General features: G+C 69.6%; 24 protein-coding genes and 2 tRNA genes. 15 read left to right on the forward strand and 11 right to left on the reverse strand.

What is annotated here, in order from left to right; all coding sequences use genetic code 11:
• Positions 1-74 precede the first annotated feature (74 nt).
• Positions 75-740, forward strand: coding sequence for an HNH endonuclease (locus tag A6A25_RS14150; protein WP_241828668.1), 666 nt, complete (start codon positions 75-77; stop codon positions 738-740).
• 15 nt (positions 741-755) lie between these two features.
• Here A6A25_RS14150 and A6A25_RS14155 read toward each other — a convergent pair whose 3' ends face one another.
• Positions 756-1028, reverse strand: coding sequence for a hypothetical protein (locus A6A25_RS14155; protein ID WP_073889409.1), 273 nt, complete (start codon positions 1026-1028; stop codon positions 756-758).
• Positions 1029-1609: 581 nt separating this feature from the next.
• Between A6A25_RS14155 and ctaJ the strand changes: the two genes are divergently transcribed.
• Positions 1610-1855, forward strand: coding sequence for an aa3-type cytochrome oxidase subunit CtaJ (ctaJ, locus tag A6A25_RS14160; protein ID WP_073889412.1), 246 nt, complete (start codon positions 1610-1612; stop codon positions 1853-1855).
• Complete coding sequence (locus A6A25_RS14165; protein WP_073889415.1) at positions 1842-2327, forward strand: DUF5130 family protein; 486 nt, start codon at positions 1842-1844, stop codon at positions 2325-2327. The genes ctaJ and A6A25_RS14165 overlap by 14 nt, the downstream gene beginning before the upstream one ends.
• Before the next feature lie 52 nt (positions 2328-2379).
• Here A6A25_RS14165 and A6A25_RS14170 read toward each other — a convergent pair whose 3' ends face one another.
• Positions 2380-2541, reverse strand: a complete 162-nt coding sequence (locus A6A25_RS14170; protein ID WP_083668319.1) for a DUF397 domain-containing protein — start codon at positions 2539-2541, stop codon at positions 2380-2382.
• A complete protein-coding gene (locus A6A25_RS14175; RefSeq protein WP_143193145.1) occupies positions 2538-3413 on the reverse strand; it encodes a helix-turn-helix domain-containing protein in 876 nt (291 codons plus the stop codon). Before A6A25_RS14175 ends, A6A25_RS14170 begins: the two co-directional genes overlap by 4 nt.
• Before the next feature lie 181 nt (positions 3414-3594).
• Between A6A25_RS14175 and A6A25_RS14180 the strand changes: the two genes are divergently transcribed.
• A complete protein-coding gene (locus A6A25_RS14180) occupies positions 3595-4473 on the forward strand; it encodes a helix-turn-helix domain-containing protein (protein ID WP_274534309.1) in 879 nt (292 codons plus the stop codon).
• Between the two features lie 28 nt (positions 4474-4501).
• Here the strand turns inward: A6A25_RS14180 and pepN are convergent, their stop codons facing one another.
• A complete protein-coding gene (gene pepN, locus A6A25_RS14185) occupies positions 4502-7063 on the reverse strand; it encodes an aminopeptidase N (protein ID WP_073889425.1) in 2562 nt (853 codons plus the stop codon).
• 218 nt (positions 7064-7281) lie between these two features.
• Here pepN and A6A25_RS14190 point away from each other — a divergent pair, with 218 nt between their 5' ends.
• From A6A25_RS14190 to A6A25_RS14200, 3 genes are all read left to right on the forward strand, one after another.
• Positions 7282-7905, forward strand: a complete 624-nt coding sequence (locus A6A25_RS14190; RefSeq protein WP_073889428.1) for a mycothiol-dependent nitroreductase Rv2466c family protein — start codon at positions 7282-7284, stop codon at positions 7903-7905.
• Positions 7906-7973: 68 nt separating this feature from the next.
• The gene (locus tag A6A25_RS14195) at positions 7974-9329 is read left to right on the forward strand and encodes an aldehyde dehydrogenase family protein (RefSeq protein WP_073889431.1); all 1356 of its coding nucleotides are present in this window, start codon (positions 7974-7976) and stop codon (positions 9327-9329) included.
• Positions 9330-9486: 157 nt separating this feature from the next.
• Complete coding sequence (locus tag A6A25_RS14200) at positions 9487-10023, forward strand: hypothetical protein (protein WP_073890036.1); 537 nt, start codon at positions 9487-9489, stop codon at positions 10021-10023.
• Here A6A25_RS14200 and A6A25_RS14205 read toward each other — a convergent pair.
• Positions 9994-10731, reverse strand: a complete 738-nt coding sequence (locus tag A6A25_RS14205) for a 2-phosphosulfolactate phosphatase (protein WP_073889434.1) — start codon at positions 10729-10731, stop codon at positions 9994-9996. The genes A6A25_RS14200 and A6A25_RS14205 overlap by 30 nt on opposite strands.
• A 27-nt stretch (positions 10732-10758) precedes the next feature.
• Here A6A25_RS14205 and A6A25_RS14210 point away from each other — a divergent pair, with 27 nt between their 5' ends.
• Positions 10759-11226: a ribose-5-phosphate isomerase gene (locus A6A25_RS14210; RefSeq protein ID WP_073889437.1), complete on the forward strand. Its 468-nt coding sequence runs from the start codon at positions 10759-10761 to the stop codon at positions 11224-11226.
• A complete protein-coding gene (locus tag A6A25_RS14215; protein ID WP_073889440.1) occupies positions 11226-12029 on the forward strand; it encodes an Fpg/Nei family DNA glycosylase in 804 nt (267 codons plus the stop codon). The genes A6A25_RS14210 and A6A25_RS14215 overlap by 1 nt, the downstream gene beginning before the upstream one ends.
• Positions 12030-12031: 2 nt before the next feature.
• On the opposite strand, the gene A6A25_RS14220 is transcribed toward A6A25_RS14215, so the two are convergent.
• Together A6A25_RS14220 and A6A25_RS14225 are read right to left on the reverse strand one after the other, a co-directional pair.
• Positions 12032-12778 carry a hypothetical protein gene (locus tag A6A25_RS14220; RefSeq protein WP_073889443.1) on the reverse strand — a complete coding sequence of 249 codons (747 nt, stop codon included), beginning with the start codon at positions 12776-12778 and terminating at the stop codon, positions 12032-12034.
• 63 nt (positions 12779-12841) lie between these two features.
• Positions 12842-13981 carry a GNAT family N-acetyltransferase gene (locus tag A6A25_RS14225; RefSeq protein ID WP_241828669.1) on the reverse strand — a complete coding sequence of 380 codons (1140 nt, stop codon included), beginning with the start codon at positions 13979-13981 and terminating at the stop codon, positions 12842-12844.
• 84 nt (positions 13982-14065) lie between these two features.
• On the opposite strand from A6A25_RS14225, the gene A6A25_RS42950 reads away from it, so the two are divergent.
• Positions 14066-14341, forward strand: a complete 276-nt coding sequence (locus A6A25_RS42950) for a hypothetical protein (RefSeq protein ID WP_143193146.1) — start codon at positions 14066-14068, stop codon at positions 14339-14341.
• Positions 14342-14499: 158 nt separating this feature from the next.
• On the opposite strand, the gene A6A25_RS14230 is transcribed toward A6A25_RS42950, so the two are convergent.
• Positions 14500-14844 (reverse strand): VOC family protein, encoded by a 345-nt coding sequence (locus A6A25_RS14230; protein WP_073889449.1) that lies wholly within the window; start codon positions 14842-14844, stop codon positions 14500-14502.
• Between the two features lie 479 nt (positions 14845-15323).
• A tRNA-Gly gene (locus A6A25_RS14235) sits at positions 15324-15397 on the reverse strand.
• 61 nt (positions 15398-15458) lie between these two features.
• On the opposite strand from A6A25_RS14235, the gene A6A25_RS14240 reads away from it, so the two are divergent.
• Positions 15459-15532, forward strand: a tRNA-Pro gene (locus A6A25_RS14240).
• 58 nt (positions 15533-15590) lie between these two features.
• Positions 15591-15743: a hypothetical protein gene (locus tag A6A25_RS44715; RefSeq protein ID WP_198932698.1), complete on the forward strand. Its 153-nt coding sequence runs from the start codon at positions 15591-15593 to the stop codon at positions 15741-15743.
• On the opposite strand, the gene A6A25_RS14245 is transcribed toward A6A25_RS44715, so the two are convergent.
• Positions 15740-15991: a hypothetical protein gene (locus tag A6A25_RS14245; protein ID WP_073889452.1), complete on the reverse strand. Its 252-nt coding sequence runs from the start codon at positions 15989-15991 to the stop codon at positions 15740-15742. The genes A6A25_RS44715 and A6A25_RS14245 overlap by 4 nt on opposite strands.
• Positions 15992-16080: 89 nt before the next feature.
• The gene (locus tag A6A25_RS14250) at positions 16081-16986 is read right to left on the reverse strand and encodes a LysR family transcriptional regulator (RefSeq protein WP_073890071.1); all 906 of its coding nucleotides are present in this window, start codon (positions 16984-16986) and stop codon (positions 16081-16083) included.
• Between the two features lie 1148 nt (positions 16987-18134).
• Between A6A25_RS14250 and tig the strand changes: the two genes are divergently transcribed.
• The 3 genes from tig to A6A25_RS14265 all read left to right on the forward strand — a co-directional run bounded on the left by tig (position 18135) and on the right by A6A25_RS14265 (position 20871).
• Positions 18135-19493 (forward strand): trigger factor, encoded by a 1359-nt coding sequence (tig, locus tag A6A25_RS14255; RefSeq protein ID WP_073889455.1) that lies wholly within the window; start codon positions 18135-18137, stop codon positions 19491-19493.
• A 114-nt stretch (positions 19494-19607) separates the two neighbouring features.
• Positions 19608-20216, forward strand: a complete 609-nt coding sequence (locus A6A25_RS14260; RefSeq protein ID WP_073889459.1) for an ATP-dependent Clp protease proteolytic subunit — start codon at positions 19608-19610, stop codon at positions 20214-20216.
• A gap of 28 nt (positions 20217-20244) precedes the next feature.
• Entirely contained in the window at positions 20245-20871 is a 627-nt protein-coding gene (locus tag A6A25_RS14265; RefSeq protein WP_073889462.1) for an ATP-dependent Clp protease proteolytic subunit, read from the forward strand.
• Positions 20872-20942 lie beyond the last annotated feature (71 nt).

Below are 20942 nucleotides of genomic sequence, written 5' to 3' on the forward strand. Positions count from 1 at the left end.
ACACGTCACATATCACAGGTGATTTTTGGGGTCGATCTGTGGTCTGCTAGGGCTGAACCGGTGGAGGTGGTCGCGTGCCAGACCGACAACCCACCCCGATCGGCGCCCTGGTGAACGCCGGGATCGCGTCGTCGGTCCCGTCCGGCCAAAAACAGCTCGCGCTGAACACCGTGCACGCCGTGGCCGACGGGCAGGGAGCCGGTCCGGCGCCCGTGGTGCTGCCTTGGGGAAGACGCAAGGTCCTGCTGCTCAACGCCACGTTCGAACCGCTCACCGCGCTGCCGCTGCGCCGCGCGGTGGTCCTCGTCGTGTGCGGCAAGGCCGAGGTCGTGCACGGTGACCCCGCCGGGGCCGTCGTCCACTCCTCGACGTCCGAGGTCGTCGTGCCGTCGGTGATCCGGCTGGCGAACTACGTGCGCGTGCCCTACCGCGGCCGGGTGCCGCTGACCCGGGCCGGGCTGATGCACCGCGACCGGTACCGCTGCGCGTACTGCGGCGGGCGCGCCGAGACGATCGACCACGTCGTGCCGCGCAGCCGCGGCGGCCCCCACTCGTGGACCAACTGCGTGGCGTGCTGCGCGAAGTGCAACCACCGCAAGGCCGACAAGCTCCTCTCGGAGCTGGGCTGGCGCCTGCGCGTGGTGCCGAACGCGCCCCGCGGGCCGCACTGGCGGCTGCTGGCCGGCGTCACCGAGGCCGACCCGCTCTGGCTGCCCTACCTGGGCGAGCCCGCGGCTTAGCGCCACCCTCTCCCGTCACGCCGCCAGGACGTAGTCCTCGCGGTCGTCGGTGATGCGCACGGAACCGGACGTGATCCGGACCGAGTCGTCCACGTCGGACGTGATGCGCACCGAACCGGCCATCGTGATGCGCACCGAATCGGCCTCCGACCCGGTGATGCGGACCGACGCGGGGTCCGCCGCCGTGATGCGGACCGAGTCGTCCAGCCCGGACGTGATGCGCACGGAGCCCTGAGCGGTGATCCGAACGGAGTCTTCGGAGGTGATGCGCACCGACTCGGCGAGCACTGTCTGAGGCTGAACAGTGGTAACGCTCTGCTCCGATTGGGTGTACGACGAAAGAGTGAGGGCGGCGACCAGAACAAGGTTCATGGTGTACATGTCGTGTCCTCCGAGACTCATCGGGCGGGAATTGGTCTCCGGAATCGGATGCGCAAGACCCGTACAGGTGAAAAGCTAGAAGCCGAGTGGGCCCAGGACAAGACGCCAAACCGGCCGCCATTCGCCTCCGTCCGGGGGAAGACCGTCCGGGTGTACGCACTGCGACGATCGAGCACGGGAGCTAGTGCATCCGGCATCGATGGATACCGAGGGTGACGTTGTCGCAGGTAGGGGGCCGGGTAGATCACAGCGCGTGGTATGCCATGTGCCGGGGCCCATCCCGGCGGCGGACGTGAGGTCGCGGCCGGCCCGGCGTCCCGAGGCGTGGTCACCGCACTTACGCGTGATCGGGAGCCGCCCCGGCGCGCCCGCGTTCACAGTCGGAACCCGCCCCGGACGGCACCCCCGCACCGCGCCGGACCCCCACCAGTGCGGAAACGGGTGCCCTCGCCCCGGGGTGAGCAGGACGATCGGTTACCGTAACCGGCGTGACCATCGTGGAGACCGTGCTCGTCTTCGCGCTGATCCCGCTGGCCATCTACGGCGTGATCACGCTACTGACGCTGAGGCCGAAGGCCACCCGCATTCAGCGGTACCGCCCGGGCCAGGAGTGGAACTACGCCCCCGTCTGGTGGACGGCGAACCCCGCGGGCTTGCCCGGCGGCGCGCACCAGGCCGTCCCGGCGCCGGCCGAGGGCCGCACCGCCAAGGGAGGTGCCCGTGGCAACTGGTGAGCTGACGAGGGTGGAGGTGGACCCGTCGACCCTCCCGGAGGGCGCGGTCGTCACCAACAGCGGCCGGGTGTCCGCCGCGAAGATGTACGAGCCGCACGCGCCGAGCCTGCCGTTCACGCCGGTGCAGCTGGCGAGCCTGGACGAGGCGCTGACGCTGGCCAGCCGCACCACCGGGCTGGACTTCAGCGTGTACCTCGGCGAGCTGGGCGCCGACTCCCGCGCGAAGGCCGAGGAGCTACACGCGAGCACCACGCGCCCGACGCACGCCGTGCTCGTCGCGGTGTCGCCCGGTGAACGCCGGGTCGAGGTGGTGACGGGCGAGGAGTCCCACCGCCGCATCGCCGACCGCGGCGCCAAGCTCGCCGTGATGAGCATGGTCGCGTCCTTCAAGGAGGGCGACCTCGCCGGCGGCCTGGTGAGCGGCCTGCGGATGCTGACCGATCAGGCGGGTCAGGCGCCGAAGAACGCCTGACGCACGAACCGAAGTGAAGGCCCCGGCGCGCACGTCGCCGGGGCCTTCGCCGTCATCGGGCCTTGAGCGCGTCCACGAACGCCCTCAGCCGCGCCGGGCTGACCCCGAGCACGACCCCGGGGTTCTTGCTGTCCCGCACCGCGCCCAGGTGGTTCGCCACCTCGACGCAGTCACCACTGGCGCTCTTCCCGGATTTCTTCCACCGAAGTGTCATGCGACTCCCGTCGTCCGCCGCACCTCCTTCGCGATCAGCTCGAAGGACTCCTGCGGGCTCATCGCGACCTCCAGCAACTCTGGCACGGAGCGCTCGAAACCGGCTACCGCCTCGGATTCTTGGACGAAGACGGCGCTGACCGGGTTCTCCAGGTGCACGAACGACGTGCCGTCGCACTTGATCAGCTGGAACGAGCCGCAGAGCCCGGGGTGCCAGCCGGTGGCGGTGGGCACGATCCGCAGGTCGACGTTCTCGTGCGCGCTCATCATCAGCAGGTGGTCGAACTGCTCGGCCATGACCGCCGGGCCGCCGATCGTCTGGTGCAGCACACCTTCGCCGATGAGCGCGGTGAAGCGGACAGGGTCGCGGCGGGTGAGGATGTCGCGTCGGCCCATCCGGACGGCGACGCGGGTGGCGATCTCCTCGTGGGGTACGGGAACGGCCTCCATGATCGTGCGGGTGTAGGAGCTGACCTGGAGCAGGCCGGGGATGATCAGCGGCGACCAGCTCACGACCTCCTTGGCCATCTGCTCGACCTCGACGAGTGCGGCGATCTGGCTGCGCCGCTCGGGCAGTTCGATCACGGCGAGGGGCGATCCGCTCGGGTCTTCGGTCATCTCCAGGATTTCTTCGCGTTCCCGATCGGGTAGTTCGAGGGGCGCCAGGATGCGGATGACCTCCGTGCGGGTCGGCACGCGTTGGCCGTTTTCGTTGCGCGAGAGCAACGAATGTGCGACGCCAATCTTCTCCGCGAGTGCGCGTTGGCTGATGTTATTGGCCTTGCGGGCGTTGCGCAAACGCGCTCCCAAAGCGATGGCTTTCGAGGTGTTGCGGTTCATGGGAATGCATCTTAAAGCGGGGCCAGTGGCCAACGCTGTCGCTCGAAATGGGTATTGACCAAGGTGTTGCGGGCCGGACAAAGTGTTGTGCACCAGGCCACCGACCAGCCCGCACACTGGTCGGACATGTGCGGCGGGTGGTGAAGCACGCAAGGAGGAACGCGTCGCCCATCACCCGCCGCGCCCTTTGCTCTTGTGCGGTGTAGGGGGATTCGTGGAGTCCGAAGAAAAGCCGGTAACCCGGCTGAGCACTGCCCGTAGCCGTGAATTGGGAGAAGAATTGCGCCGGGTCCGCCACCGGGCCCGGATGACGTCCGGTTTCGTCGCCGACGCCCTGGGTTGGTCCGTGGGCAAGCTGTCGAAGCTCGAAACCGGCAGCCGTGGCACGAGCCCGTGGGAAATCGGGACGCTGCTCGGCCGTTGTGGCGCGGACAAACCGACCCGCGACCGGATCCTGGCCATCGCCAGCGAGGCCGACACGGGCAACTTCGTGCGCCGGCACGAGCCGTGGTCGGACACGCTCACGGCGTTGACCGTGCACGAGTACGCGGCCAGCACGTTGACGACCTACGAGCCGCTGGTGATCCCGAGCCTGGCGCAGACCGAGGACTACGCGCTCGCGCTGACCCAGGACCGCAGTGTGGTCGATGCGCGGATGGCCCGTCAGGAGACGCTGCGCAGGCCGGGCGGCCCGGAGACGGTCATCTACGTCCACGAGGCGGCGTTGCGGGTCGTCGTCGGCGACTCGAAGATCATGCGCGACCAGATGCTGCGGCTGACGCTGATGTGCGGCTGGGCGCGGATCAGCCCGCGGATCATCCCGATGAGCGCGCAGGCGCACGCCCTGCTGCGCCACTCCGGTGCCCTGCTGACGTTCCCGGCACCGATCAAGCCACTGGCCTACGCCGAAACCGAGACCGCGACGGTGTTCCACGACGACCCCGACGCCATCGCCGCCTACGAGGCCAAGATGCGCCAACTCGAACGGCTGGTCCTCTCACCGACCCACTCGCGCGACGTGTTCGCCCGCTGGGCCGACGCCTACGACCGAGACCACCGCTCCGCCCCGGAAGCGAAACGGGGCGACACCTGAAGCGCCGCCCCGTTCACATCACACGTCGTCAGGACCGGTCGAACTCCTGGGCCGCCAGGGCGCGCACGATGCCCGCACGACCTTCCGACACCAGTCGCCGCAGCGCAGGCAGCCGTTCCTCGGCCAGCCACGCGTCCGACGCCTCGACCGTCTCCTTCGAGATCGACCACGACGGGAACAGGCCGACGACCATCGACTGCGCCCGCTCGCTCGACCGGCGCTCCCACACGTCGGCCACGTCGGCGAAGTACCGCGCCACGAACGGCTGCAGCAGCGCCTTCTGGCCGGGGTGCTGGATGCCCGCGATGATCGCCTCCGACACCGCGTTCGGCAGCTCGTCGTCGTTCACCGCGCGGTCCCAGGCCTCGGTCTTGGCGTCCAGGGTCGGCCGCAGGGCCCGAGCCGACTCGGCCTTGCGGCGGCCGGTGGCGGTCGGGTCGCGCTCCTCCTCGGCGCGGATCTCGTCCAGGTCGGCGGCACCGTGCGCGACCAGCGCGTGCAGCAGCCGCCAGCGCAGGTCGGTGTCCACGTCGAGGCCTTCGAGCACGTCCGTGCCCTCCAACCAACCCCGCACGACCGCCAACGTCTCGGCATCCAGCACCGAACCGGCCAACGCGTTCACGAACGCCAGCTGGTGGTCCGAGCCGGGCTCGGCCGCACGCGCCAGCTCCAGCGTCCGCGAGCTGAACTTGCGCCAGCCCTCGTCGCGCCACGACACGTCCGCGTACGAGGAGAGCGCCGTCTGCGCCTGCAGCAGCAGCCGCTGCACCACGCCGACCTCGGTCTCCGCGTGCAGCCCGCCGAGCACCAGGTTCACGAAGTCGCGGGCCTTCAGCTCCGCCTCACGCGTCATCTCCCACGCCGCCGACCAGCACAGCGTGCGCGGCAGCGGCTCGGCGATGTCGGCGATGTGGTCGATCAGCGACGCCAGCGAGTCCGCGTCCAGCCGCATCGTGCAGTAGGTGAGGTCGTCGTCGTTGACCAGCACCAGCTTGCCGCGCGGCACGCCCACCAGCTCAGGCACCTCGGTGCGTTCGCCGGACACGTCCAGCTCCACCCGGTGCGTGCGCACGAGCTTGCCGTCGTCGTCGGAGTCGTAGACGCCGATCGCCAACCGGTGCGTGCGCAGCTCGCCCTTGCCCGGCCGGGCACCGCCCTGGAGCACGGCGAACTCGGTGAACCGGCCCTCGGCGTCGACGGAGTACTTGGGCCGCAGCAGGTTCAGGCCGGTGGTCTCCAGCCACTGCGCGCTCCACCACGACAAGTCGCGGCCGGAGGCCTCTTCCAGCGCGTTGAGCAGGTCGGCCAGCGTGGCGTTGCCCCACGCGTGCTTGCCGAAGTAGACCCGCAGGCCGGACAGGAAATTGTCCAGCCCCACGTACGACACCAGCTGCTTGAGCACCGAGGCGCCCTTGGCGTAGGTGATGCCGTCGAAGTTGACCTCGACCGCCTGCAGGTCCGGGATGTCGGCGGCCACCGGGTGGGTGGACGGCAGCTGGTCCTGCCGGTAGGCCCACGACTTCTCGATCTTGGCGAACGTCGTCCACGCCTGCCGGTACTCGGTCGCCTCGGCCTGCGCCAGCACCGACGCCCAGGTGGCGAACGACTCGTTCAGCCACAGGTCGTCCCACCAGCGCATGGTGACCAGGTCGCCGAACCACATGTGCGCCATCTCGTGCAGCACGGTCTCGGCGCGGCGCTCGTACAGGTAGCGGGTGACGCGGCTGCGGAAGACGTAGTCCTCCAGGAACGTGACGCAGCCCGCGTTCTCCATCGCGCCCGCGTTGAACTCGGGCACGAAGCACTGGTCGTACTTGCCGAACGGGTAGGGCACCCCGAAGGCGCGGTGGTAGAACCCGAAGCCCTGCTTGGTCTCGGTGAACAACCGCTCGGCGTCCATGTGCGGCGCCAGCGACGCGCGGCAGTAGATGCCCAGCGGGATCGTCGTGTCGCCGTCGGTGAACTCGTCGCGCCACTCCGCGTACGGGCCCGCGACCAGCGCGACCAGGTACGTCGACATGGGCTTGGTGGTGGCGAAGGTGTGCCGGTCCGCGCCACTCGGCTCGTCCACAGTGGACTCGATGGCCGAGTTGGAGACGACCTTCCAGTGGTGCGGCGCGATCACCGTCAGGTCGTAGACCGACTTCAGGTCGGGCTGGTCGAAGCAGGCGAACATGCGCTTGGCGTCCGCCGTCTCGAACTGCGAGTACAGGTAGACCTCGCCGTCGACCGGGTCGACGAACCGGTGCAGGCCCTCGCCGGTGTTCATGTACCGGCAGTCGGCCTCGATCGTCAGCTCGTTGACCTCGGCCAGCTCGGGCAGGTGGACGCCGTCCTCCTCGCGGTAGGAGGAGACGTCCAGCTCGTGCCCGTTGAGCACGGCGCGATGGACGTTGGCGGCCACGATGTCCACCCACGAGGACGCGCCGGGCGTCCGGCTGCGGAACGCGACGGTCGTGGTCGAGCGGAACGTGTCCGAGCCGGGCTTGCCGCCACCGTCGGTCAGGTCCAGCTCGATCCGGTAGGAGTCGACCTCCAGCAGCGCGGCCCGCTGCTGCGCCTGGTCGCGGGTGAGGTTGGGTGCCGCCACTGGTCACCTCGTCTGCCGGCGCCACGGGACCTCGGCGCCGACCTCGTCGGAACGGGAATGGTGTCGTGTCGGTGAACACGACAGTCGCATCCAATCACGTGGGACCCCCGGAAGTGGACTGGCGTCCGAGGGAAGACTGCGTGCGGTCGGCTGGTTGAGCACGATGGGAGCGCCGAACCTGGCGCACCGCTCACGAACAGCCACGGAGGGAACACCGCATGTCGACAGAGGGACGCACGAAGGTCGACTTCTACTTCGACCCGATCTGCCCGTTCGCGTGGATCTCGTCGCGGTGGATCCTCGAGGTGGAGAAGCAGCGCGACCTCGACCTGAACTTCCGCGTGATGAGCCTGTCCGTGCTCAACGAGGGCCGTGACCTGCCCGGCGACTACCGCGAGATGCTCGACCGCGGCTGGGGTCCGGTGCGGGTGGCCATCGCCGCCGCCAAGCTCAAGGGCGACGGCGTGCTGCGGGACCTCTACACCGCGCTCGGCACCCGGATCCACAACGAAGGGCTGGGCAAGACGCGCGACTACGACCAGGCCATCAAGCTGGCGCTGGAGGACGTCGACCTGCCCGCGGAGCTGGCCGCCGCCGCGCACACCGATGAGCACGACGAGGAGCTGCGGGCCAGCCACCACCGCGGCATGGACCCGGTGGGCATGGACGTCGGCACGCCCACCATCCACATCGACGGCGTGGCGTTCTTCGGGCCCGTGCTGTCCAAGATCCCGCGTGGTGAGGACGCCGTGAAGGTGTTCGACGGTGCGCGGGCGCTGGCGGGCTTCCCGTACTTCTTCGAGCTCAAGCGCACCCGGACCGGGGGACTGGACTTCTCCTGACGCGTTCGGTGTGACACTCTTGGGCACGTTTCGTCTGGGAGTGTCACACCGTTCTCGGGGAGTCCGCAGTGATCGAGGTCGTCAACCCGACTACCGAAGAGGTCGTCGGCACGGTCCGCGCCGGCACGCCCGGTGACGTTGACGAGGCCGTGACCAGGGCTGTTGCCGCTTTTCCGGAGTGGGCCGCGACGTCGTTGGAGTCGCGGGTGGCGCTCGTGCGGGCGGTGGCGGACGCGCTGGAGGCGCGCGCCGAGGAGTTCGCCGCGACCATGACGGCGGAGATGGGCACGCCCATCACGTTCGCGTCACGGGTGCAGGTGCCGAACCCCGTGGGGATCGCGCGTGGCGTGGCCGACGCGGTGGCCGACGGGTTCTTCGCCGAGTCCGAGATCGGGAACTCGGTGGTGCTGCGGGAGCCGATCGGCGTGGTCGCGGCCATCACGCCGTGGAACTTCCCCTTGCAGCAGATGGTGGCGAAGGTCGTGCCCGCGTTGGCGGCGGGCAACGTGGTGGTGCTCAAGCCGAGTGAGCTGGCGCCGCTGACGGCCGACTTGCTCGCCTCGGTGCTCTCCGACGCGGGCGTTCCTCGTGGCGTGTTCTCGCTGGTCCACGGCACGGGCCCGGTGGTGGGCGAGGCGTTGGCCGGTCACCCGATGGTGGACATGGTGTCGTTCACCGGGTCGACGCGGGCCGGTCGGCGGGTGTCCGCGCTGGCCGCCGAGACGGTGAAGCGGGTGGCGCTGGAGCTGGGCGGGAAGTCCGCGAACGTGGTGCTGGACGACGCCGACCTGACGCGTGCGGTGAAGATCGGCGTGGGTAACGCGTACATGAACAACGGGCAGGCGTGCAGCGCGTGGACCCGCCTGCTGGTGCCCGCTTCCCGGCACGACGAGGCGTTGGAGATCGCGGTCGCCGCGGCGGCCAAGTGCGAGCCCGGCGACCCCGCCCTGCCGTCCACCCGCATGGGTCCGGCCGTGACGGCGGCGCAACGCGACCGCGTCGTCGGCTACATCGAGCGCGGCATCTCCGAAGGTGCCAAGCTCGCCCTCGGCGGCCCCTCCCGGCCTCTTGACCGCGGGTTCCACGTGGCACCGACCGTGTTCGGTTCGGTCCGGTCGGACATGGCGATCGCCCAGGAGGAGATCTTCGGCCCGGTCCTGTCCGTGATGCCGTACGCGGACGAGGACGACGCCGTGCGCATCGCCAACTCCACCATCTACGGCTTGGGCGGCGCGGTGTTCTCCGCCGACCCCGCCCGTGCCCTGTCCGTGGCCAAGCGCCTGCGCACCGGCCAGGTGGACATCAACGGCGCCGCGTTCAACACCAGCGCCCCGTTCGGCGGCTACCGCCAGTCCGGCAACGGCCGCGAGTTCGGCACCCACGGCCTCGCCGAGTTCACCGAACTGAAGTCCATCCAGCGCTGACCGCATTTCTGCGCCCGCACCGCTTCATGCTTTCAGTCTATCGTCGCCGACTGCATTCAGCCCTACGCTGAGGTCTGCACGGGGGAATTCGGGGGAATCGATCACCATTCCCGGGCATCCCGCGCGGCCAATCACTCATTCCAGCGGGGAGCGAATGATGAAGCAATTCCGCACGTCCTTGGCCGTTGTCGGCGCGGTTGTCGCGCTCACGGCGGCCGGCGTCCTCACCCAGTACGACGTCGGTTCGGCACAGCCCGCCGCCCCGGCCGATCAGGGGATCGCGCACCTGGGCACGCAGGTCAACCTGCCGGCAGGGGTCTGGACGGCAACGCCCCTGGTCGTGACGCTGCCGTTCGCCGGCACGTACGAGCTCGACGCCGACGTGCGCGGACGCCTGTCCGGAGTGCCGGCGGTGAACACGTACATCAGCGCCAGGTTGTGGAACGACACGGCCAACACCGTCGTCCCCCAGAGCGAACGACTGGTCCACCAGGTGATCGACTCCAACGCCGGCGACGGGCAGACCGGCGGCAACCAGACCGCGCCGATCAGCGAGCTGATCCACGTGGACGAGCCCACGACGATCCGGTTGCAGGCCCGTCGGATCGACGCCGCCGGTACGGCCGTCGTCGCCCAGATCTACTCCGACGGCGCCGGCTACACGTCACTGCGCTACGACCGGGTCGGCGACTGACCAATCGCGGAGAACACCGTCGGTCAGGCGCGGAACGGCGGTGCTGACATTCACCTGAGAGGCGAGGGCCACGTCACCGACGTGGCCCTCGGCAATGAGCTCGCGGCCGGAAACGCAACCGTGGAGAATGTCCTCCACCGACGCCCACGCGTACATTTCCCCGGCGAGAGCCGCTTCCACCGAAGCCGAGCCGTAGCCCAACAGGGACGACATCACCGCGCCCGCGCCGAGCAGGTCCTCCACCGCCGGCCGCAGCGGCCCGACCTCGGCGTGGTCCGACAGCGTCACGCCCCACCGCTCACCACCCGGCACGACCCCGATGGGCCCACCCGCCGCCAACTCCCGAGCCGCCACGGCGACCGCCCGAGCGTTGCGCAGGCACCCCGCCAACACGACCGCACCGGTCGACGCGGCCAACGCGCACAACGTCGCACCGTTCGCCGAAGGCAGCTCCAACACCGTCCCCGCGGGCACCGACACCAGCGACGACGGCCGCAACGTCCACGACGGGTCCGCCGGGGGCGCCGCCGAAGCCCGGTCCCTCCAGTGCACCGGCCGCACGGCCCCACCACGCGCCACCACCACGTCCACCGCCGTGGAGAACGACAGCACGTCCACGATCACGAGCACCGCGCACTGCTCCCCGAGCGCGGCGACCCCCTCCGGTCCCCACTCCAGCCGCAGCCGGCAACCCTCTTGTCCGAACACCCGGCCAAGGATGGCAGACTTGCTGACGTGCGCGTTTACCTGGGATCGGACCACGCGGGCTTCGAGCTGAAGACCCACCTCGTCAAGCACCTGACCGACGCGGGCCACGAGGTGGTCGACGTCGGGCCGGCCGTCTACGACGCCGAGGACGACTACCCGCCGTTCTGCATCGAGGCCGCCCGTCGCGTCGTCGCGGACGAGGGCAGCCTGGGCATCGTCATCGGCGGCTCCGGCAACGGCGAGCAGATCGCCGCGAACAAGGTGCCCGGCGCCCGTGCCGCGCTCGCCTACAGCGTGGAGACGGCGAAGCTCGCCCGCGAGCACAACGACGCCCAGCTCATCGGCGTCGGCGGCCGGATGCACACCACCGAGGAGGCGGTCGCGATCGTCGAGGCGTTCCTGGCGACCCCGTTCTCCGGGCAGGAGCGGCACGCCCGCCGCATCGACATCCTCAGCGAGTACGAGCGCACCGGCGAGGCGCCGGCCCTGCCGTAATGCCCGAAGGCCACACGCTGCACCGCCTGGCGAAGCTGCACCAACGCCGGTACGCGGGCTCGACGGTCCGGGTGTCGAGCCCGCAGGGCAGGTTCTCCGCGTCCCTTGTGGACGGTCGGCTGTTCGAACGCGCCGAGGCGCACGGCAAGCACCTGTTCCACGTCTACGGCCCGGACGCGACCGTGCACGTCCACCTGGGCCTGTACGGCACGTTCACCGAGTCGCCGCACCCGGTGACCGAACCGGTCGGCCAGGTGCGGATGCGGCTGTCCGGGCCCACCCACTGGACCGACCTGCGCGGCCCGAACCGGTGCGAGATCCTGACCGACGTCGAGGTGGCCGCGCTGCGCGCCCGCCTCGGCCCGGACCCGCTGCGCCGTGACGCGAAACCCGACCTCGCCTACACGCGCATCTCGCGGTCACGCCAGTCCATCGCCGTGCTGCTGCTGGACCAGACCGTGCTCGCGGGCGTCGGCAACGTCTACCGCGCCGAAGTGCTGTTCCGGCACGGCGTCCACCCGCTGGTGCCCGGCAACCGGGTCGACCGGGCGTTGTGGGACGACCTGTGGCGCGACCTGGTCGTGCTCATGCGCGCGGGCGTGAAGGTCGGCCGCATCGACACCGTGCGGCCCGAGCACCTGCCCGAGGTCACCGGCCGCGCGCCGCGCCAGGACCGGCACGGCGGCGAGGTCTACGTCTACCGCCGCACCGGTCAGCCGTGCCTGGTCTGCGGCACGCCCGTGGCCGCCGCCGAACTGGCCGGCCGCAACCTCTACTGGTGCCCGACCTGCCAACCGGCCTGACCTCAGAACCCGCCGAAGTCGCCACCACCGAAGTCGCCGCCGCCGTAGTCCCCGCCGTAGTCGCCACCGGCGTCGCCGCCGTCACCACCGTCGCCGCCGTCATCGGTGCCGCCGGGGTCCTCTGACGCGACCGCCGCCGGCACCCCGACCATGCCCGTGAACATCGCGCTGAACAGCATCATCGACGCGAAGCCCCACGCGCCCGCCACCAGCGCGGGCTTCCACCACGGCTCGGAGTACCAGCCCTCCGGCACCGGACGGCCCGCCACCACACCGCCGGGGTAGTAGTGGGGCGTCTGCGAACCCGGCCGCGGCGAGGCGACGTACCGGTGACCCTTCACCGTGACGTCACGCTCCTCCGACACCTTGCCCGCACGGCTCTGCCCGGTGAGGTCCGGCAGCTCGGGGCCGGGGTCGAGGTCCATCGCGACGCGCGCGGCCCGCACGTAGTACAGGCCCTCCATCGCGGTCTGCGTCACCAGGCGGCACTGCTCCACCGTGCGCGCCTGCTCCATCTGCGACCCGGCCGCGGTGAACCGCTCGGACGCGTCTGCCATCGCCTGCTGCGAGGCGACGTCCGTGCCGGTCAGGTTCATCACCTGGCCGCCGAGCCGCTCCACCCAGCGACGTGCCTCGGCCTGGGCGTCCTCCAGCTCACGGCGGCGCTTCTCGGCGGCGGAGCGGACGGCGAACCCGATGGCTCCCGCCAGGACCAGCAGCACGAGCAACACGACGATCGTGGTGGTCATTCGACCCTCCCGGTGCTTGGTGTCCGGAGAACGCCCCACGTCGGGCGGAGGTTCCCGGAACGGTCAGAACACCTCCGGGCAGTGGGGGTCCCGATCACCCAGAAGTGCATGTGACAGGGCGTTCAGCGCACCGGTCGTGACCTCACGCACCCGCTGGGCGCGGGCCAGCGACGTCAGCCTCGTCCCGCCCAGGTACGCCGCGCCCAACGCCTGCACGTCCAGCACCACGTCCGGGTCGTCGTCCACCCGCTGCACGGTCGCCGTGCCGTCCTTCACGGTGAACCGCCACCGGGCCGCGTTCCAGGGGCAGAACTCGTCGGCCACGTCCAGCACGACGTCCACGTCCGAGCCGTAGCGGCGCTGGGTGAGCGCGCGGTCGACGTCCACGATCCGCACCCACAGCGAGTCCGCCCGGCCGCGCAGCGCGAGCCGCGAGTCGTCCAGCAGGTGGGTGACGGGGTCGTCGGAGGCGGTGAAGGACTTCAGCTCGCCGACCATGTCGACGTCCAGCAGGTACCGGTAGAGCGCCGCGTACGCCTCGTCGGTCCGTGCCGCGATCTCGCGCACGTGCAGCTGGTTGCGCGGACCGCGTTCCTGCCAGTCGTGCTTGATCCGGTAGGCCGCGTAACCCTGCGGGTGCAGCACGTAGCGGTACGCGGTCAGCCCGTCGCGGTCGCGCTCGGTGTCGGCGAACTGGTGCTCCCAAACGGCGTCCGTGCGGCTCAGCCACCCCGTGCGACCCGGCCGCAGGTCCTCGTACACGGCCTTCATGACCGGCATCGCCTCGTCCCGCGACACCTCGCGCACTCGGTCGTCGCCGATCGAGACCCCGGGCCGGAACTTCGCGCCCCGCGGCACTTCGAGCCGGGTGAACTCGGCCGCCAGGCCGTAGCCGAACCGCGGGTAGATCGCCGCTTCCGACGCCCAGAGCGCGGCGATCGCCTCGCGGCCCTCGTCGTGCAGGCCGTGCAACTGCGCCCGCATTACGCGCGTGAGCACGCCCCGGCGGCGGTGGCCGGGTTTCACGCCGACCGCCGTGACCGCCGCGACGGGCCGCGGACCGGCACCGGGCAGCGTGATCTCGCGGCTCTGGATGCCGCCGCCGCCGATCAGCTCGTCGCCGTCGAAGAGGAACGAGGAGTTGAAGACCCGCTGGAACTCCGGGAGGTCGGCCGCGGTGAGGGTGCGGAGGGTGAGCGCCATGGCATCGTTCATACGCCGGTCGTCCGCGTCGCGCGATCCAATTGAGGGCCGCGTCCAGGCCGTCGGTTCCGCGATGCCGCGCCGATGGATGCACACTCGTTGGAGTTGCTGCGCCTGTGGCTGGGCTGCCACCAACCGCCGGGGGTACACACGTCCGGGCGAGCCGTGACGTTGCGTGTGCCGGGCCGTGAGTGGACCGTGGCGCTGCACGAGGAGTGCCCCGGGGCCGACCCCGCCGCCGTGGTCAGCGGCTCGCCGTCCGCCGTGACCTGTGGCTGTGGGGGAGGGCACGTGTCGGTGGAGGGGGATGTCGGCGTGGTGCGCGCTCTCCGTGCCGCCGTAGCTGCCGCGACGGGCTGATTCCGGGCCGTGGTAGGGGGCACACTGTGCGCGTGACGAAGCTGCGGGTGATCCTGAGATGCCTGGCGACCTTCGCCATCGGCGTCTTCATGGTGGTGCTGGCGATCCGCTTCGGCGAGGCGCTGTGGCGCGCCGTGACTTCGTGACCTGCCTACCGGTCACGTGTGCGCCTTGACGAAGCAGAACTCGTTCCCCGCCGGATCGACCAGGACCTGGAAACTGCCCTGCTCGTCAACCTGGACCGAGCCCTGCGGCGTCGCACCCAACTCGGTCGCCCTCTTCGTCGCCTCTGCGATGTCGTCCACGTCGATATCGAGGTGCAGCCGATTCTTCACCGACTTCGCCTCGGGCACCGGCTGGAAGGAAATACGCGGCCACCCGGGCGGAACGACGTGCGCCCACCCGTGCTCCCGTTCCACCGCCACCCCACCGAGCAACTCCGCCCAAAAACGCACAAGGCGTGAGGGCTCAAGACAATCCACCACGATCTGGTCCAGACGCATGGCTACATGATGCGCCGACCAAGGCCCGTCCCCGTACCCACCCGCCGGCCCCTGGACACCACCACGCCTGCGACCAGCACTTCCACCCCGATCGCCAAGTCCGGGTTGCGGGAAGCGCGCAATGCCCCTACTCGCTTCCCGCAACCACACGACGAGCCCGCACGTGCCAAGGGGGTGGGCAACAACTCGTCACGCCGAGCCTAATACCCGCGGAGGTGCAATTGCCAAGCCAAAACCCGCCCCAACAGCGTGAATTCACGTCACCAATATCCCACCGGGGCGCGACATCGCCCCAATTCCATCGCATGACCGCAGGACATCGCCCACCTGATCCCCGCAAGTCCCACCCCACCGGGCAAGAGACGATCACCACCGTTGAGCGGCACGCACCGAAGCGCAAGGCGAACCGGAGGGGCGGAGGGACCCACCGACGCCGAACCGTCCATTGAGGACGTTGGGCAGGGCGGGGGTGGAGGAGGTGGAGCGGGTGACGGGAATCGAACCCGCATGACCAGCTTGGAAGGCTGGGGCTCTACCATTGAGCTACACCCGCATCGCGCCTACCGGGGTGGGCGCGTGGTCAGCTTAGCCGGTCGCGATAGGCTGGGGTGGACCGGGGCGTGGCGCAGCTTGGTAGCGCACCCGCTTTGGGAGCGGGGGGTCGCAGGTTCAAATCCTGTCGCCCCGACGGTTGCCCTGGCCGGCCGGGTGGTTGGTCAGGGCCTTTTCTTGGGTAACCCGGCCCCATGACCACCGCGCCGTTCGAGCCGAACCCAGAGTTCGGCAAGCCGCGGATCGCCGCGGCGGATCCCGGGCAGGGTGCGCCTGAGCAGGCGCAGGGCTTCGGGGTCGAGGCTGAAGAACCCGATGTGACCGAGGACGAGGACGACGGCAGCTAGGCGCCCAGCTCGTTCACGGCGGTGGAGATCGTGGCCGCTTGGCGTTCCAGTTCCTCGTCCGGCGAGGTCTCGTCGACGCCCCGGCCGAGGAGTTCGGTTCGGGAGACCAGGAGCAGTGCGCCGCGGAAGCGGTCGGTGTCCAGGTCGTCCACCGGGATGACCGCCAGCCTGCCCTCGATCAGGACCAGGGTGGGGTCGGGCAGGTCGGAGGTCAGCAGGTCGCGCAGATCACTCGCCTTGACGGTCATGTGTTCGTGCTACCCGGCCCTCGCACCGCGAAACGCGGGCCGTTCTTGAGCACACCCGCGCCCGGGTGCTCAAGAACGGCTCCCCAGTGTCATGCCGGAGTCGCCACCTGCTCGCTGACCACCTGCGCCGCGGCCGACACGAGTGCCGTCACCGACGGGTTGGTGGAGTTGTCCTGCCGCCACGCGAACTGGGTGTAGACCCGGAACGGCGGGACCCAGGGCAGGCGGCACAGCCTGCCGTCGGCGAGCTCCGCGGCGACCGTCACCTCGGGGACAAGCGAGATCCCCAGACCCGAGGCGACCGCCCGCTTGGCGGCGTCGATCGAGTCGAGCGCCAGCACCGGCGACTTCGACTCGGCATCCTGCAGGCCCAGTGCCTGCTCGAACTGCTCGTAGTAACTGGCGCCGTTCTCGGCCCGGATGAGCGTGCTGCCGCGCAGCTCGTCCTCAGTGATCACCGAACGCCTGGTCAGGGCGTGGGTCGGACCAGCGACCATCACCAGCGGCTCCGGGCACAGCACCGTCGTCTCCAACCCCTCGCGGGGCTCCACGGAGCCGATGAAGAAGGTGCAGTCCAGCCGCCCCTCACGCACCGAGGTCAGGTTCGCCTGGGTGTTGCGCGAGTGGAGTGAGATCTGGACGCTCGGGTAACGCCAGCACATGTACTCGATCAGTGGTAGCAGACGGTAGTCGGTCAGACTCTGTGCGCTGCCGATGACCAGCTTGCCGTGCGGCTCGCCGTTCATCGTGATGGCTTTCCTGGCCTTGTCGGTCAGGGTGATGATGTTCCGCGCGAACGGCAATAGCTCGACACCGGCAGAGGTCATCTGGATGCCGCGCGGAAGTCGACGGAACAGCGGCACGCCGAGGGTCTCTTCGAGTGCCTTGATCCGAGTGGTTATAGTGGGTTGTGAGCAATTCAGCGTGGCGGCTGCCTTGGTGAAACTGCCCGTTTGAACCACAGTTGTGAACGCCAAAAGCTGACGCGTCTCCATGGAGCTCCCCAACGGTGCGTGTAAGTGGTCCACGATGAGGCCGGTGCGGGACGGCATCGTGATCTCTTCTGCGTGGCGGCAGTTGACCTGGCTGCGCTTCTGCGTGCGCGTGGCCTGAGGTCGATCAACATCGCCGCGCTACCGCGAGGGGTGGTACGCGGTGGCCGGTGGGTGCCTGCGGGGCCCGTCGGACCCCGAAGTCACAGCCGGCGCCCAGTGGTGGTCCTGGGTTAGTGTTCGGCAGCGGCGGAATGGATCTCATCAGGTCATCGGCACCTTGTCTGGTAGGTGGTTAAAGAGCTCGATGACATTGTCTCGCTCGTTCCTGTCGGTCCCGGTTGCCGGTTGCGTCCGCTGCTGACCCCCCAGAACGTCCGGCAACGTCAATTATTGCTGGTCCAACATGCGGATCCCGGCGTCACGCTACCTGAAACCCACACTAATGGACTACGGCGGTTGGAGTCATCTCGACAAGTGAAACTTTTCCGTCGGGCACTACTCCAAACGGCCTCAATTCACTCTTTCTGGCGAACCTCCCCTCGCTGGCGGTTGCCGACTGTTAGTCGTCTCTACGACATACGTGTTACACGAGGCGGCGCCAGCCCCGCTCTGTGATGACGTGCTCCGCTGTGCTCACGGCTCCCAGTGCCACTCGAACGGCCTAACGAATCGCCGTGTCGATCGACCGTTGAGCCGCATAGGTGCGGCCGAACCGCCGCTGGCGAAACCGCGAAATTGCGGTCTCGGTCACCGAGGTGCGGAGGCTGTCCGGGTCGAGGGGCCGACGGGGCGGCGTCGGAGCGCGCCACCGGCGCCCGAACCCTGGGTTAAGAACCACTGTTGTGATTTTCGCCGCGGGCGCGGGCAGGCGGCGAGGAGTGCCCGAGAGGCGGAACGGACGCGCGGTCGCAAGGGCGTAATTCCACCGACGCCACGAATTCACCGCGCGTTGTCGTGAACCGATTCGCGCCCACGGGGTATTGCCACGCCAATGGCCGCACGGCCCCGTCACGCAGGGTTGCCGCACCCGCTGCCGGGGTGCGGGCGCCGCGCGGTCGGCCGACCGCCTAGACTCAGACGGAATCCCGGCGCGCCCCTACGCGTTCACGGGGTGTTCCGCACGTCCTGCCCGTTACGAGGAGACCACGTTGAAGAGCACCGTCGAGCACCTGAGCCCGACGCGGGTCCGGATCAACGTCGAGGTGCCGTTCGACGAGCTCAAGTCGGACTTCGACCGCGCGTACCGCAAGCTGGCCAAGCAGGTCCGCATCCCCGGCTTCCGCCCCGGCAAGGCCCCCGCCCGCGTGCTGGAGAGCCGCATCGGCCGCGCGCCCGTGCTGGACGAGGTCGTCCAGGAGGCCATCCCGGCCAAGTACCTGGAGGCCGTCAGCTCCGGTGAGCTGCGCACCCTGGGCCGCCCCGACTTCGAGGTGACCAAGATCGAGGACGGCGAGTCCCTGGCGTTCACCGCCGAGGTCGACGTCCGCCCCGAGATCACCGTGCCCGCCTTCGGCGAGCTGACCGTCAGCGTCGACGACCAGGAGGTCACCGACGAGGACGTGGACACCCAGCTCGACGAGCTGCGCGCTCGCTTCGCCACCCTCACCGGCGTCAAGCGCCCGGCCCAGAACGGCGACTTCGTCGTGGTCGACCTCTCGGCGACCGTGGACGGCGAGGAGGTCGAGGAGGCCAAGACCACCGGCCTGTCCTACGAGATCGGCTCCGGCCAGCTCGTGGAGGGCATTGACGAGGCCCTGGTCGGCGCCTCCGAGGGCGAGTCGAAGAACTTCACCACCACCCTGGTCGCCGGTGAGCACGCCGGCCGCGACGCCGAGGTCACCGTGGTGCTGAACTCGGTCAAGGAGCGCCAGCTCCCCGAGCTGGACGACGAGTTCGCCCAGCTGGCCAGCGAGTTCGACACGCTCGACGAGCTGAAGGCCGACCTGCGCACCCGCCTGGGCCGCGTGAAGAAGATGCAGCAGGGCGTCCAGGCCCGCGACAAGGTGCTGGAGGCGCTGCTGGCCAGCGTCGAGGTGCCGCTGCCCGAGGCCGTCGTCGCGGGCGAGGTCGAGGCGCGGGCGCACGACGCCATCCACGCCCTCGACCACGACGAGGCGCGCTTCGCCGAGTGGCTGGCCGAGCAGGGCCAGACCAAGGAGCAGTTCGACGCCGAGGTGCGCGAGGCCTCCGAGCAGGCGGTCAAGACCCAGCTCGTGCTGGACGCCATCGCCGACGCCGAGCAGCTGAACGTGACCGACGCGGAGCTGACCGAGCGGATCATCTACCAGGCCCAGCGGTTCGGCATCAGCCCGGACGAGTACGTCAAGCGGGCGCAGCAGTCCGGCCAGCTCGGCGCGATCTTCGCCGACGTGCGCCGCGGCAAGGCGCTGGCCACGGTCGTGCGCCAGGCCACCGTGACCGACTCGGCGGGCAACGCGCTCGACCTGGACGAGCTTTTCGGCGAGGCGAAATCCACCGAGGAGCAGGAACCCGCGAACGCGGAGTGAAGCCCTGAGCGAACGCGGGCGGTGTCGGGACGTCGACGCCGCCCGCCTTCGTTAAGGTCGTTGCTACGAGACTCTTTTCGGCACAGCTAGTCGGCGAAAGTTAGGCAGGCAGACGTGACGCAGCACTCTTTCTCGGAGCCCATGATGCGAGCGGCCTCGGGGATGAACCTCAACGACTCGGTCTATGAGCGTCTGCTCCGCGAGCGCATCATCGTGCTGGGGACGCAGGTCGAAGAGAACATCGCCAACCAGATCGTGGCCCAGCTCCTCCTCCTCGCCGCCGAGGACCCGGAGAAGGACATCACGTTCTACATCAACTCGCCCGGTGGGTCGGTGACCGCGGGCATGGCGATCTTCGACACGATGCAGCTGATCGAGCCCGACGTGGCCACCTACGCGATGGGCCTGGCCGCGTCGATGGGGCAGTTCCTGCTCTCCGCGGGCACGCCCGGCAAGCGCCACGCCCTCCCGCACGCCCGCATCCTGATGCACCAGCCGTCGGCGGGTGTCGGCGGCACGGCCGCGGACATCGCGATCCAGGCGGACATGCTGACGCGGACCAAGCACGAGATGGCCGAGCTAATCGCCCAGCACACCGGTCAGCCGGTCGAGCGGATCATCGCCGACTCCGACCGCGACCGCTGGTTCAACGCCCAGGAAGCCTTGGAGTACGGCTTCGTGGACAAGGTGATCACCCGCGCCAGCCAGGCGTCGACCAACTGACCGCGAGCAGAGCACCAGGAGACCTGAAGTGAGCCAGTTCCACGCGCCGCAGTCCCGGTACGTGCTCCCGTCGTTCGTCGAGCGCACGAGCTACGGCATCAAGGAGTCCAACCCGTACAACAAGCTGTTCGAGGAGCGCATCATCTTCCTCGGCGTGCAGGTGGACGACGCGTCGGCCAACGACGTGATGGCCCAGCTGCTCGTGCTGGAGTCGGAGGACCCCGACCGCGACATCCTGATGTACATCAACTCGCCGGGTGGCTCGTTCACCTCGCTGATGGCCATCTACGACACCATGCAGTTCGTCCGCCCCGACATCCAGACCTACTGCCTGGGCCAGGCGGCCTCGGCGGCGGCCGTGCTGCTCGCGGCGGGCACCCCCGGCAAGCGGCACGCGCTGCCGAACGCCCGGATCCTGATCCACCAGCCGGCCACCGAGGGCGTCTACGGGCAGGTCTCCGACCTGGAGATCCAGTCCAACGAGATCCAGCGGGTGCGCAGGCTGCTGGAGACCACGCTCGCCAAGCACACCAGCCGCACGCCGGAGCAGGTGCGCGCGGACATCGAGCGGGACAAGATCCTCACCGCCGAAGAGGCGAAGGAATACGGCATCGTCGACAGCGTTCTGCCTTACCGGAAGCTCTCGGCGAAGTAATTTCGGCGTGGCGCCCGACACGCCGAGCTGACCAGGGGTCCTGGGCGGTTCGGCGCGTCGGGGGCACGCTG

Source organism: Saccharothrix sp. CB00851 (genome assembly GCF_001905065.1).
Taxonomy (GTDB): domain Bacteria; phylum Actinomycetota; class Actinomycetes; order Mycobacteriales; family Pseudonocardiaceae; genus Actinosynnema.